Raw genomic sequence first — 13347 nt, 5'->3', positions numbered from 1 at the left:
GCCCCGCGGGGTACACCTGCGGCGGCTTCGGACGGGTGCAGTGGTGGCGCCCCGCACGATGCGGTGGCGGACGACCTCGACCCGGCGCGCGCGGGGGTGTTTTCGACCGCACGCGCGCGCCCCGCACGCAAGCCGTGCGCGCGTCCCTAGCATCGGGCGTATGTCCGGTTCCTCCGCACTCCGTACCTGGTGGGCGCAGCGTCCGCCCGCCACCGGGTCCGCCGTGCTGGCGACCGGTGTCCTGTCGGTGGGGCTGCACCAGACCGGGTACGAGGTCCTGTCCCGTGTCGCCCTGGCGCTGGCGGGCGCCGCCTGGCTGGCGCTGATCGCCGCCGTCACCGTGGGGCTGCTGTGGGGGCACCCGGGGTGGCCGGCCGGTTCCCCGGACGCGTTCGCGGCGGTTCCGGCCACCACGGTGCTGGGAACCCGGGTCTCCGCCCTGGACCGGCATCAGTTCGCCGAGGCGCTCCTCGCGCTGGCCTGTGTGCTGTGGGCGGTCCTGGTGCTCCTGGCCGTACGGAACTGGGAGCGCGGCATGCCGGGGGCGGTGTTCCTCGGCTGTGCGGCGACGGAGGGCATCGCGGTGCTGGGGGCCGCGCTGGCGGTGGTCCTGGGAGTGGCCTGGCTCGCCCATGCCGCGATGGTGTTCTTCTGGCTCGGGCTGGCGTTCTATCTGGTGGGGCTCCGGTGCTTCGACCTCCGGCAGGTGGTCGCGGGCGCCGGGGACCAGTGGGTGGCGGCCGGTGCGCCCGCGCTCGCCGCGATGGCCGGATCCCGGCTGGCCCACATCGGCCGTTCGGGTCCGTATCTGTGGAACTACGACGACGAGGACGTCCTGCGGAGCGTCACCATCGCCCTGCTGGTCATCGCCTTCGTCTGGTACTGCGTCCTGGCGGTGACCGAGCTGCGCCGCCCGCGCCCCGGCTACGACGTACGCCGGTGGTCGACCGCCTTTTCGGCGGGGGCGACGGCCGTGGCGGCGCTGTCCGTGGCCGTCGGCCTCAGGGCGTCATGGCTGCGCGGCCCCGGTCAGGTACTGCTGTGGATCGCGGTGGCGCTCTGGTGCGCGGTCCTCGCGGGGGCCGTCGGACACCTGGGCGGAAGCATCAGGTCCACAGCACGGCGATGAAGATGTTCACCGTGGTCAGCGCGCCGACCAGGGCGAACAGGGGCTTCTCCACCTTCTCCTCGTCGCGCTTCACATAGACCAGGCCGAGGATCACGATGAGCAGGGCCAGCTTGATGCCGATCTTGACGGTGTTGAGCTGGTGGTGCTGCGCCTGGTTGAGGCCGACCAGGGCCACACCGGTGACCAGCATGGTCAGCGCGCCGTGCAGCATGCCGGGCACAAAACGGGCCGTGCCGCGGCCCATCGCCTTCATCTGGGTCAGGAATCCGCCGAGGAGGGCGGCGATACCGATGATGTGCAGGCCGACGAAGAGATGGATGAGTACGTCCATGGATCCGGAGCCTAGTGAGGGCCTCCGGGGGCTCCGACACCGGGCTGCGGAGTGGGACGGCGGTCACAGCGGGGACACCGGGCGCACACATCGACGGCCTCCGCGCTCCCCGCGCATATGCGCCCCATGGCCCTCTGTGACCTCACCCGACCTCATCCGCGGCACCGAACACACAATGACCATCGACCGGTGCGAAGCCGAAGGCCAGAGGGCCACATAGTGGTCACATACGGTCACCGCCGATCCGGTCGCGCCACTTCCGCACTTTGCGTCACGGCGAGGTCACGGTCCGGCATAGCGTCCTCCCCCAGGTGACCGGCTCCCCACCGCCGTCCGCGCCCGGACGGCCGCCGGACACCACCGCCGAGAAGGTCCGGCGGCGGCCTGCTCCCCCTGTGCGGGCCGCCGCCGGACGCATGACCCGGCCTCGGCGGTCGTACGAAAGGACGTGACGGTCAGGTGGCAGCGCACCGCAAGCCCAGGCAGCGTTCGCTCGGCGGGGCCACGGCCCGGACCGCCGTCACGCTCGCCCTCGCGGGAGCGGCCTCCGCGACCGGCTTCACCGGGACCGGGTACGCCGCCGGGCCACCGCTCTCCCCGGACCGGGCCAGAGCCGAGGTGGACCGGCTGTACCGGGAGGCCGAGGTCGCCACCGAGAAGTACGACGGGGCGAAGGAACAGGCGGACCGGGCCACACAGCGGCTCAACGCGCTCCGGGACGAGACCGCCCGTCGCACCGACCGGCTGAACTCGGCGCGCGAGGCGCTGGGTGCCGCCGCCGCGGCGCAGTACCGCAAGGGCGGTATCGCACCCTCGGTGCAGCTGCTGCTCTCCTCGGACCCCGGGCGCTATCTGGACGACGCCGCGTTCGCCGAGCGGGTCGACGGACGGCAGGCGGCGGCCGTGGCGGCCGTGCGCGCACAGCTGGCGGAGATCGGACGGCTGCGCGGAGCCGCCCGCGTGGAGCTGGCCACCCTGACGTCGCGGCAGGCGGAACTCCGGCGGCAGAAGCAGACGGTCACCGAGAAGCTGGGCGAGGCCCGGCGGCTGCTGTCCCGGCTGACGGAGAGCCAGCGCCAGGAGCTCGCGGGGGGCGGCGGGGCGGGGGCCGCGTCCCGGTCGGCGGGGCGCGACCTCCTCGGTGCGGTGTCGGCGGCGCAGGCCGCCGCGCAGGCACCCGACGCCCGCGCGGCGGCCGCGGTGGCCTACGCCTACGGCAAGCTCGGCAGCCCCTACGTCTGGGGCGCCACCGGCCCCAGCGCCTTCGACTGCTCGGGGCTGGTGCAGGCCGCGTACCACTCGGCGGGCGTCTCGCTGCCCCGGACGACCTACGCCCAGATCGGCGCGGGCCAGCGGGTCCCGCGCTCCGCCCTCCGCCCCGGCGACCTCGTCTTCTTCTACTCCGGGGTCAGCCATGTAGGGATCTATGTGGGCCACGGCCAGATGATCCACGCGCCGAACCCCTCGGCGCCGGTACGGCTGGCACCGATCGACCAGATGCCGTTCGCCGGGGCCACCCGGGTGGTGTGAGCCACGGGCGCCGGGCGCGACCCCGGCTGCCCGAGGAGGCGCCCGGAACCGGGCCGTCAGACCAGTCGGCGTGCCGTGGCCCAGCGGGTCAGTTCATGACGGTTGGACAGCTGGAGCTTGCGCAGGACCGCCGAGACATGGGACTCGACCGTCTTCACCGAGATGAAGAGCTGCTTGGCGATCTCCTTGTAGGCATAGCCGCGGGCGATGAGGCGCAGCACCTCGCGCTCGCGCTGGGTGAGCCGGTCGAGGTCCTCGTCGACCGGCGGGGCGTCGGTGGAGGCGAACGCGTCGAGCACGAACCCGGCCAGCCGCGGCGAGAACACGGCATCGCCCTCCTGGACACGGAAGATCGAGTCGACGAGGTCCGAGCCGGTGATCGTCTTGGTCACATAGCCGCGGGCACCGCCCCGGATCACTCCGATCACGTCCTCCGCCGCGTCCGACACGGACAGCGCGAGGAACCGGACCGGCTGCTCCGCGTCCGCCGTCAACGCGGCGCAGCGGCGCAGCACTTCGACGCCTCCGCCGCCCGGGAGATGGACGTCGAGGAGCACCACCTCGGGCCGGGTGTCGGTGATCACCGACACCGCCTGGTCGACATCCGCGGCCTCTCCCACGACCTCGACCCCGGTCCGCTCGGTCTGCCCGATCTCCGCCCGGACCCCGGTGCGGAACATGCGGTGGTCGTCGACGAGCACGACCCTGACGCGCCGCTCCCCCGCGTCCCCCTCCGCGCCCTCCGGCTCCGCCGGACCGGCCGCCTCGTTCGCGTCGCTCATGTCGTGCTCTCCGCCCTCTCCATCTCCAACTCGACCTCCGTGCCCCCGCCGGGCACCGCGCGCAGCCGTGCGCTGCCCCCGTGGCGCTCCATGCGGCCGATGATCGATTCTCTGACACCCATGCGGTCCGCGGGTATCGCGTCGAGGTCGAATCCGGGGCCGCGGTCACGGACCGACACGAACACGGTCCGTCCCTCGACCTCGGCGTAGACCTGGACGGCGCCGCCCTCGCCACCGTACTTGGCGGCGTTCACCATTGCTTCGCGCGCGGCCTGCATCTGTGCGGCCGTCCGCTCGTCGAGGGGGCAGTCGCCGACCACGACGACCTCTATCGGGACGCCGTGCTTGTCCTCCACCTCCGCCGCGTTGCGCCGGACCGCCTCCGCCAGGGTGCGGGGCTCCTCGTTCTCGTCCTTGCCGGTCCCCTCCGGTTTGTAGAGCCAGGCGCGGAGGTCGCGCTCCTGGGCGCGGGCGAGGCGGCGCACCTCGCCCGCGTTCTCCGCGTTGCGCTGGATCAGGGTGAGGGTGTGCAGCACCGAGTCGTGGACATGGGCGGCGACCTCCGCGCGCTCCTGGGCCCGGATGCGCATCAGACGCTCCTCGGACAGGTCCTGGGACATGCGCACGAGGTACGGCCCGGCGAGCAGCGCTATACCGACGAGGACCGCGAGCGCCGCCTGGAGGACGGAGCCGAGATGGGCGGCCGAGCCCTGGATCAGGAAGATGGCGGTGACACCGGCGGTGACGAGCAGGACACCGGCCGCGGCGCGCAGCAGGGTGAGGGTGCGCCGACGGCTGCCGACCTCCATCCAGCGGGCCCGCCGGGCGTTGTCGGCCTGCCGCCAGACCAGGGCGACGCCCGCCGCGACCAGGACGGCCGGGATGAGATATCCCTTGGCGGCGCCGCCGAGATTGACACTGTGGACGAAGGTCAGCGCCACCACGACCATGAGGAGCAGGGCGACGATCTGGCCCCGGTCGGGTCGGCGGGCGACCAGTCGGCGGCGGCCGTCGGGCGAGGTCTCCGTGCCGACCAGCGAGGGCGGGCGGCGCTCGTCGACGCCGCCGACGCCGAGCGGCACGAAGAACCAGAACGCGGCATACAGCAGGGCGCCGAGACCGTCCGCCATCATCAGACCCGCGAACACCAGCCGGACCCAGATCACAGGCAGCCCGAGATGTCCGGCGAGCCCCCGCGCCACTCCCCCGAGCCAGCGTCCGTCACTGCTGCGGTAGAGCTTGCGCGGCGGCCGCGGGTCGGCGTGGGGTGCTGCTGCGGCGTCCGGCATGCCATTGATGGTCACATGGGCGGTGGGCGCGGACATCAGGGTGGACCCCCGAGACTCCCCTGATCTTCGAATCCCGCTGATCGAACGCTTCCCTTGGCGGCGCTCGGGGCGGATTTCAGGGTTCTGCCAGGGTCGTCCCGACTGCCGCGAGACGTCCGCGGCAGCGACCATGGACCCATGACGGATCAGCGGCAGACAGCAGCGGGGCGGAGTCCCGGCACGGGGCACGCCCCCGACGCCGGGACGCCAGCGGCTGCCCCGGCTGCCCGGGGAGAGGAGCCGCGCGCGCAGGAGGAGACATCCGTACGGCAGGATGCCGCCGTGCGGGAGAACGGAGCCGGGTACGGCAGGGCGGCCGACGGCGTGCGCGAGGACGGGCGGGCCGAGGCGGACGGCGGTGCGCCGCCCGGGGGCACGCCCGGCACGGACGGGGCCTCCGGCCACTTCCGGCGCGACCGGCGGTTCAAGATGCTGGCCGGTGTCTGCTCCGGGCTCGGACGGCAGTGCGAGATGGACCCGGTGATCTTCAGGATCGGGCTGGCGGTGCTCTCCGCGGCGGGCGGTCTCGGCCTTGTCTTCTACGGCTTCTGCTGGCTCTTCGTGCCCTACGAGGACGAGGAGGAGAACGAGGTCCGCAAACTGCTGACCGGCCGGGTCGACGGACAGGGGCTGGCCGCGGTCCTCTTCGCGCTGGTGGGCTGCGGGGTCTTTCTGTCGATGATCAGAAATGGCGGGGTGCTGACCTTCGCCGTCGTGCTGTCACTGCTCCTCGCGGGCGCGGGGTACTGGTCGCGGCAGCGTGGCGCCCCCGATCCGGACCCACTGGCCGCCCAGGCGGTGGCCGATGCGCCCCCGGAGGCGACGGCACCGCCCGCCCCGGCCGGTCACCCCTCCTGGTGGCGCGACCCCATCGTCAAGGACGGCACGCATGTGGGCGGTACGGGCTATCTGTGGGGCCCGAGCGACACCCCCGGCCGCGACGGCCGGGACGGGCGCGATGTGGCGGCGGCGGTCACCATCGCCCGGGGCGGCTCGGACAGAGAGCGGATACGCACCCCGTCCCGCCCCGCCGCGCCGCCGGGGCCGCGCTGGATCGGCGGCCGGGTGTTCCTTCTCGCCCTGCTCGCGGGAGGCCTCGGCTCCGGCCTGACCTGGGACGACCGGGCCCTCGGCACCAGCTTGCAGACTGGCCTGGCGTGCGCCCTCGTCGTCCTCGGCGCGGGCATCGCCGTCAGCTCTCTCCTGGGGCGCACGGGAGCGGGCTCGGTCCTTCTGGCGCTGGTCACGGCGGCGCTGCTCGCCGGGTCGGCCGCGCTGCCGAAGGACGTGGGCACCCATGGGACGCACACGACGTGGGCGCCGTCCTCGGCGGCCGCGGTCCACAGCAGATATGAGCTGGGGGCCGGCGTGGGCACCCTGGATCTCAGCCGTGTGCGGCAGACGGGAGGCGGGAGCGTGACGAGCCGGGCCGAGGTGGGCGTGGGCCGACTGAAGGTGGTGGTGCCCAAGGACGCCACGGTGAGGCTGAGGCTCGAAGCGGGGGTGGGCGACATCCGGCTGCCGGGCGACTCCCGGAAGGTGGAGGTGGAGGCGGGCAGGCACAAGCAGGTGACGCTCTCCCCGGCGGCGGGCACCAGGAGCGTCGCCACGCTGGACCTCAGCCTCGAAGTCGGTGTGGGCCAGCTGGAGGTGTCCCGTGCTGCGTCATGAGTTCCAGCCCGGCAGGCTGTTCACCGGTGCCCCCCTCGCCGCCGCGGGTGTCCTCTTCGCCGGTGACGCCGCGGGTGCCTGGACGACACCGTGGTGGGTGATCGTCCCGATCGTCGGCGGCGGTCTCTGCCTCGGGGCCGTGACCGGTCTGCTGGCCAGCGTGGCCCGCGCGATACGCAGCCGCCGTGCGGCCCACAGGGGGCCGCACGGCGGACAGGACGGAGTGACGGCGCCTCAGCCCCGCGGGGCGGGGTAGCCCCGCAGGGCCGAGAGGTCGGTGTGCTGGTGTGGCCGTCGTCGGTCGCGGAGTACGGAGTCCAGGGAGAGAACAGGGGCACCGGCGAGGACCAGGGGGGTCCAGGCCATCAGATAGGCGAGGTCGTTGCCGTAGTAGTAGGGGGTGGAGGCCCAGCTCACCGTCAGCCACAGGCTCAGGGAGATGAGCGCACCGCCGAGCGCGGCGACCCGGGACAGAAGACCGGCCAGGGTGCCCAGGCCGACGGCCAGTTCACCGAGGGCCATGGCCCAGCCGAAGCCGGAGGGGCTCTTCAGCGCGAGGTCGACCAGCGCCGGGATCGCGGAGGAGTCCCGTACGGCGTGCATCAGGTCGCCGATCGAGCCGGGCCCCGAGTCGCGCAGGAAGGTGCTGCTGAAGAGCTTGTCCAGGCCCGCGTAGATGAAGGTGATACCGAGGAAGACCCGCAGAGGAAGGAGGGCGTACCGGGTGGCGGTGTCCCGCCAGGAACGCACCTCCTCGACATATGAAGTGTGCGACTCCGTACGCATGCTTTGAGCCATCGTGACGCCGCCTCTCGCCTACCAGTCGTTGACCCCTCAACAGACCATACGTACGAAAGGGGACGACCGCTCAACCGGTATGCGCCGACATTCCGGCTTTCTGCGCCCGGAGGACGTCACCCCCGGACCCTTGCCGGCGCGAACGGTCCCGGTCCCGGGCCCGCGTTGCTGCTTCCTCCAGCGTTCCACCGGGGCGGGGCTGCGTCGCCCGGAGGGGGGCCGAAAGGCGGAAGGCGGCCGCCGTCACCCGTCACTCCGTCACATCGATGGTCACCCGGTTGGTCTCCAGTCCGGCGGCCGTGACCACCTGGACGTCGACGCGTCCGGGTTCCACATCGGCGGGCACCGGGACGGTCAGCAGGGTGTCCGTCGGGTTGCTGAAGCCGCCGGGGACCGGGACCAGAGGCACATGGACGTGGACCGCCCCGATGCGGACCGCCATCCGGGACAGCCTGCCCGGGGACTCGGCGCCGGGCGGCACAAAACCGGCGCCGCGGATCTCGATGTCGTCACCCGTGCGGATCGGCGCGTCCAGATCGCCCGCCTCCCGCGCCCGCACCACCGAGAGCACGACCGGGCGGCCGCCCTCGGCGTACTTCCCGGCGAGATAGGTCCCCGCGGAGACCAGGACCAGTACGGCGAGACCCCAGGGCAGATCGGGAAGCTGGTCGGGACGGCGGGCGAGCCGTACCACCGCGAAGACCAGGGCGACCGCGCTGACCACCACATACTGGGTGTCCGCGAAGCTGCCCCGGCCGGAGTCGTCCGTGAGCAGATCCGCCGCCCGCGGCCGGTCGGCGGGGACCTTCTGGAGCCGCTGCCCGATGACCCGGAGTCCGACCACCCTCCGCACCAGGACCGCGATCCCGCACACCACGGCGACCACGGTCACCGCGCCCGCCCCGCGGGCGAGGCCGAGCCCGGCGATCAACGCGTCGCGGCGTCCGTGCGCGGAGGCCACCGCCAGCTCGACGATCAGCACCAGCAGCGCGTAGACGACGAACAGCACCCAGCAGGCCGCCACCGCACGGGAGGTCGACAGGCGGTTGTCCTCCCCGACGACCGGCGCGAGCGCCCCGCCGCGGGCCCGGTGCAGATGCCCGGCGGCGGTCAGCGCGGCACCCGCCAGCACGGCGGCGACCAGTCCGGCGGTCCGCGCGGCGGTCCACCCCGCGCCGATCGCCGTCAGCGCCTGGGCCAGCAGCAGGACCGTGACCGTGCCCCAGACCACGACCGCCGTGCGCCGCCACAGCCGGGACAGCCAGGCGTCGCCGTCGGCGCGGCTCCGCTCGGCGACCAGGTCCGCGGACTGGGTGAGTTCGTCGGACACCCACTGGCGGGACGCGGACGCGGAGTACGCGACCGCCGGGGGCAGCCCCCGGCCGGAGGCGAACTCGTCCCGTTTCGCCAGGAATTCGGCCACCGCGCGCCGATGTCCCTCACGCGCGCCGTGCGGGCAGTCCCCGCAGGTGCAGCCACCTTCATGGGCTCCCGGACCACTTCCATGCCCGGCACCCTGCCTCGCCTCCTGCACCGCCACGACCACTGCCGCCTTCCCGCGCCAGATCCCAAGTCGCACCCGCCACCGCAACTGGCATGCGACGACAGCGAATTGTGCCGTACGGAACACGCTTCGCGTTCGCCGTGCCGGTCAGAGCGGGTGAAAGAACACACTCTCGATTGACACGCACCGCCTGCTGCCCCCGACGCGCCGCACTCCGCGGCATACACAGCGCCCGTCGGCAGGACGTCAGGTCAGCAGGTCGGGCTCGCTGCGGCTGATGTCCTGCCACAGCGGCTGGTAGTTGATCCAGGCCACCAGGTCCCCGCCGAGCTGCTCGCGGGTCGCCGCCGCCTGCCGGTGGTCTATCAGAACGGGCCGTCCCGCGGCCCGGGCGGTCAGTTGGACCTGGCAGGAGCGTTCCATGGACAGAAACCACCAGGCCGCCGCGTCCACCGAGTCGCCGACGGTCAGCAGCCCGTGGTTGCGCAGCACCAGCGCCTTGCGGCTGGCGAGGGCGGCCGCGATCCGGCGGCCCTCCTCGGCGTCCACGGTGACCCCGGTGTAGGCCTCGTAGACGGCGTGGTCCTCGTAGAAGGCGCAGGACTCCTGGGTGATCGGGTCCAGCAGATCACCGAGGGCCGCGAGGGCGCGCCCGTGCACCGAGTGGCAGTGGGCGACGGCGACGACATCGGGGCGGGCCGCGTGGACCTGGGCATGCACGGTGAACGCGGCCTGGTTCACGTGGTAGCGGCCCTCGACCACCTGTCCGTCCTGGTTGGCGAGGACCAGATCGCTCACGGTGACATGCCGGAACGGCATTCCGAAGGGGTTGACCCAGAAGCAGTCGCTGAACTCCGGGTCGCGGGCGGTGATGTGCCCGGAGACGCCTTCCTCGAAGCCGAGCCGTCCGAAGATCCGCAGGGCGCCCGCGAGCCGCTCCTTGCGGTGCGCCCGTTCGTCCTCGGCCGACTCGTGCCTCGGCGGCATGGCGAACGTCAGCCGGTCGGTGGGCAGGGGCGGGGGCGGAGTGGGGCCGTGCATGGATCCTCCGGCACTGGATTGCTTGTCGGGCCGGAAGTTACCCCCGGTCGGGCCCGGATGACAGCGCGGGTTTGTAAAGATGGCGCACACCCGACGCGCCCGCCCGAAATCCGCACGACAATGTCCGGATTCGGCGGCAGACTCGCCCTCATGACCACGACTCGCCCCACGGCAGCGAACTGGGGGTCCTTCGCCGCGGCGGAACCCGGCCTGGCCGGCACCGTCCAGGCGCGCTTCGAGGCGTTCACCCACCATGTCCTCGCGACGCTGCGCAAGGACGGTTCGCCGCGCACCACCGGCCTGGAGGTGCGTTTTCTGGACGGCGAGCTGTGGTTCGGCATGATGCCCGACTCGCTCAAGGCGCTCGACCTGCGCCGCGACCCGCGCTTCGTGCTCCAGGCGAACCCGGGACCGGGCACCGGGATGGGCGGCGGGGACGTGCGGATCGGCGGGCGGGCAATCGAGGTCGACGACCCCGCGGTCAAGGGCGCATACGGCGAAGAGGCGGAACCGCCGGAGCCGTTCCACCTCTTCCGCACCGAGTTGACCGAGGTCGTACGGACCAGGGTCGAGGACGAGACCTGTCTGGTCGTCGAGACCTGGAAGCCCGGAGAGCCGGTGCGCACGCTCAGACGGACCTGATCCGGAGGGGTCCGGCCGGTCAGAGCCGGACCCCCGGGATCACTACTCCCACTCGATGGTGCCCGGCGGCTTCGAGGTCACGTCGACGACGACCCGGTTGACGTCGCGGACCTCGTTGGTGATGCGGGTCGAGATCCGGGCGAGGACGTCGTAGGGCAGGCGCGACCAGTCGGCGGTCATGGCGTCCTCGGACGAGACCGGGCGCAGCACGATCGGGTGGCCGTAGGTCCGGCCGTCGCCCTGGACGCCGACGCTGCGGACATCGGCGAGCAGGACCACCGGGCACTGCCAGATCTCGCGGTCCAGACCGGCCGCCGTCAGCTCCTCGCGGGCGATCGCGTCGGCCTCGCGGAGCAGGTCGAGCCGCTCCTTGGTGACCTCGCCGACGATGCGGATGCCGAGGCCCGGGCCCGGGAAGGGCTGGCGGTGGACGATCTCCTCCGGCAGGCCCAGCTCCTGGCCGACCATGCGGACCTCGTCCTTGAAGAGCTTGCGCAGCGGCTCGATCAGCTGGAACTCGAGGTCCTCGGGGAGGCCGCCCACATTGTGGTGGGACTTGATGTTGGCCGTGCCGGTGCCGCCGCCGGACTCGACGACGTCCGGGTAGAGGGTGCCCTGGACCAGGAACTCCACGGCCGGCCCCGCGTCGGCGATGATCTCGGCCTGGGCCTGCTCGAAGACCCGGATGAACTCCCGGCCGATGATCTTCCGCTTCTCCTCGGGGTCGGAGACGCCCTTGAGCGCGGTGAGGAACCTCTCCTCCGCGTCGACGACCTTCAGCTGGACGCCGGTGGCCGCGACGAAGTCCTTCTCGACCTGCTCGGTCTCGCCCTTGCGCATCAGCCCGTGGTCGACGTAGACGCAGGTCAGCTGGGCGCCGATGGCCTTCTGGACGAGGGCCGCGGCGACGGCGGAGTCCACACCGCCGGACAGACCGCAGATGGCGCGCCGGTTGCCGACCTGCTCGCGGATCGCCTCGACCTGCTCCTCGATCACGTTGCCCGTGGTCCAGGTCGGGGAGAGGCCCGCACCGCGGTACAGGAAGTGCTCCAGCACCTGCTGGCCGTGCGTGGAGTGCATGACCTCGGGGTGGTACTGGACGCCGTAGAGCCGCTTCTCGTCGTTCTCGAAGGCGGCGACCGGGACCACGTCCGTGGACGCGGAGACGGTGAAGCCCTCGGGGGCGGCGGAGCAGGCGTCGCCGTGCGACATCCACACGTGCTGCTCGGCCGGGGTGCCCTCGAAGAGGGTGGAGGAGGCCTTGGAGACGTGCAGGTCGGTGCGGCCGTACTCGCGCGCGCCGGTGTTGTCGACCGTGCCGCCGAGGACCTGGGCCATCAGCTGGAAGCCGTAGCACATGCCGAAGACGGGGACGCCGGCCTCGAACAGCGCGGGGTCGAGGCGGGGGGCGCCCTCCTCGTAGACCGACGAGGGGCCGCCGGAGAGGATGATCGCTGCCGGGTTCTTGGCGAGCATCTCCTGGACCGGCATGGTGCTCGGCACGATCTCGCTGTAGACCCGGGCCTCGCGGACGCGACGGGCGATGAGCTGGGCGTACTGCGCGCCGAAGTCGACGACCAGGACGGTGTCGGGGGCGGCGGCAGCGGGGGTCGCTGATGACACGGGGTGCCTTCCGGCGGTCGGGCGGGGGGTCTGTGCCATCGATTCTAACGGGGTGGCCGCGGGGCCCCTCCCGTGTGCGGAGGCGGCCGCCGCCGTCTCACCATGCGAACCCGGTTGGACGCGGGACGTGACCACGGCATACTGGGTCCATGCTTGCGCACACGACGTTCGTCTTTACCTATGGCACCGGGCCCGCCGGATGCCATGGTCGTGCTGCTTGAGCCACTGACAAGCGACTTCCCAGGCGCCCCGGGCCGATTTCGGTCCGGGGCGCCTGGCGTATACGGACCGTGTCACTCCGGGCCCCGGCCGGCCACCGACTCCGAGGAGCCCACGACATGACCGCCACCACCACCGAGCAGACCGCCGTCACCACGACCATCACTGCCACCGCCACGCAGCAGGCCGCCGCCTCTCAGAGGAAGACGGCCGCGGAGAACAGCACGACCGCCGAGAGGACCGGAGCCCGTACGCCCGAGGCCGTCGATGCCATCGCCGGGGCGCGTGAACGGATCGACGCGCTGGACGACCGCATCATCGGCCTGGTCCAGGAGCGCATGGCGGTCTCGGCCGGGATCCAGCAGGCCCGCATCGCCTCCGGCGGCCGCCGGGTGAACCTCTCCCGCGAGATGGAGATCCTCGGCCACTACCGGGAGGCCCTGGGCAAGCCCGGCACGGCCCTCGCGATGACCCTGCTGGAGCTGTGCCGGGGCCGCGTCTGAGCACTCCGTACGGCATCGGGTCCCGGGGCGTACGAATCCCCGTACGGCGGGACGGACGTTCCCCCATCGCCTCACCCGTACGGCGCGTGACCGGGTCCCCGGGGCGTCGTTGGTACCGGTGTCCGCGCCAGCCAGGGGCGGAACCGGAAGAACCACGCGTGGCTCCGCTGGGGCGATGAGGCGCGGGCGTCATGCCGAGCGCCGTGGGACCTCGCTCCAGGAAGGTGACCGGACGGCAGGGGACAG

General features: G+C 72.6%; 13 protein-coding genes. 6 read left to right on the top strand and 7 right to left on the bottom strand.

Annotation, left to right across the window (positions count from 1 at the left end):
- Positions 1–160 precede the first annotated feature (160 nt).
- The gene (locus ACIHAA_RS19620; protein WP_399818725.1) at positions 161–1129 is read left to right on the top strand and encodes a tellurite resistance/C4-dicarboxylate transporter family protein; all 969 of its coding nucleotides are present in this window, start codon (positions 161–163) and stop codon (positions 1127–1129) included.
- Here the strand turns inward: ACIHAA_RS19620 and ACIHAA_RS19615 are convergent.
- A complete protein-coding gene (locus ACIHAA_RS19615; protein ID WP_399818723.1) occupies positions 1107–1460 on the bottom strand; it encodes a hypothetical protein in 354 nt (117 codons plus the stop codon). The genes ACIHAA_RS19620 and ACIHAA_RS19615 overlap by 23 nt on opposite strands.
- Positions 1461–1919: 459 nt before the next feature.
- Between ACIHAA_RS19615 and ACIHAA_RS19610 the strand changes: the two genes are divergently transcribed.
- On the top strand, positions 1920–2990 hold the full coding sequence (locus ACIHAA_RS19610; RefSeq protein WP_399818721.1) for an NlpC/P60 family protein: 1071 nt from the start codon (positions 1920–1922) through the stop codon (positions 2988–2990).
- Positions 2991–3046: 56 nt separating this feature from the next.
- On the opposite strand, the gene ACIHAA_RS19605 is transcribed toward ACIHAA_RS19610, so the two are convergent.
- Both ACIHAA_RS19605 and ACIHAA_RS19600 read right to left on the bottom strand, forming a co-directional pair.
- Complete coding sequence (locus tag ACIHAA_RS19605; protein ID WP_399818720.1) at positions 3047–3772, bottom strand: LuxR C-terminal-related transcriptional regulator; 726 nt, start codon at positions 3770–3772, stop codon at positions 3047–3049.
- Positions 3769–5061: a PspC domain-containing protein gene (locus ACIHAA_RS19600; protein WP_399819077.1), complete on the bottom strand. Its 1293-nt coding sequence runs from the start codon at positions 5059–5061 to the stop codon at positions 3769–3771. The genes ACIHAA_RS19605 and ACIHAA_RS19600 overlap by 4 nt, the downstream gene beginning before the upstream one ends.
- 177 nt (positions 5062–5238) lie before the next feature.
- Between ACIHAA_RS19600 and ACIHAA_RS19595 the strand changes: the two genes are divergently transcribed.
- Complete coding sequence (locus tag ACIHAA_RS19595; RefSeq protein ID WP_399818719.1) at positions 5239–6771, top strand: PspC domain-containing protein; 1533 nt, start codon at positions 5239–5241, stop codon at positions 6769–6771.
- Complete coding sequence (locus tag ACIHAA_RS19590; protein WP_399818716.1) at positions 6758–7027, top strand: hypothetical protein; 270 nt, start codon at positions 6758–6760, stop codon at positions 7025–7027. The genes ACIHAA_RS19595 and ACIHAA_RS19590 overlap by 14 nt, the downstream gene beginning before the upstream one ends.
- On the opposite strand, the gene ACIHAA_RS19585 is transcribed toward ACIHAA_RS19590, so the two are convergent.
- The 3 genes from ACIHAA_RS19585 to ACIHAA_RS19575 form a co-directional block, all read right to left on the bottom strand.
- Entirely contained in the window at positions 7006–7557 is a 552-nt protein-coding gene (locus tag ACIHAA_RS19585) for a DoxX family protein (RefSeq protein WP_399818713.1), read from the bottom strand. The genes ACIHAA_RS19590 and ACIHAA_RS19585 overlap by 22 nt on opposite strands.
- A 262-nt stretch (positions 7558–7819) precedes the next feature.
- Entirely contained in the window at positions 7820–9109 is a 1290-nt protein-coding gene (locus tag ACIHAA_RS19580; protein ID WP_399818712.1) for a hypothetical protein, read from the bottom strand.
- A gap of 210 nt (positions 9110–9319) precedes the next feature.
- Positions 9320–10114: a class II aldolase/adducin family protein gene (locus ACIHAA_RS19575; protein ID WP_399818710.1), complete on the bottom strand. Its 795-nt coding sequence runs from the start codon at positions 10112–10114 to the stop codon at positions 9320–9322.
- 150 nt (positions 10115–10264) lie between these two features.
- On the opposite strand from ACIHAA_RS19575, the gene ACIHAA_RS19570 reads away from it, so the two are divergent.
- Entirely contained in the window at positions 10265–10756 is a 492-nt protein-coding gene (locus ACIHAA_RS19570; RefSeq protein WP_399818708.1) for a pyridoxamine 5'-phosphate oxidase family protein, read from the top strand.
- Between the two features lie 42 nt (positions 10757–10798).
- Here ACIHAA_RS19570 and guaA read toward each other — a convergent pair whose 3' ends face one another.
- On the bottom strand, positions 10799–12379 hold the full coding sequence (gene guaA, locus ACIHAA_RS19565; protein WP_399818706.1) for a glutamine-hydrolyzing GMP synthase: 1581 nt from the start codon (positions 12377–12379) through the stop codon (positions 10799–10801).
- Positions 12380–12717: 338 nt separating this feature from the next.
- Between guaA and ACIHAA_RS19560 the strand changes: the two genes are divergently transcribed.
- Entirely contained in the window at positions 12718–13101 is a 384-nt protein-coding gene (locus ACIHAA_RS19560; protein ID WP_399818704.1) for a chorismate mutase, read from the top strand.
- Positions 13102–13347 lie beyond the last annotated feature (246 nt).

This window comes from Streptomyces sp. NPDC052040 (assembly GCF_044548405.1).
Classification (GTDB): domain Bacteria; phylum Actinomycetota; class Actinomycetes; order Streptomycetales; family Streptomycetaceae; genus Streptomyces.
This window is presented reverse-complemented; position numbering and strand designations above follow the sequence as displayed.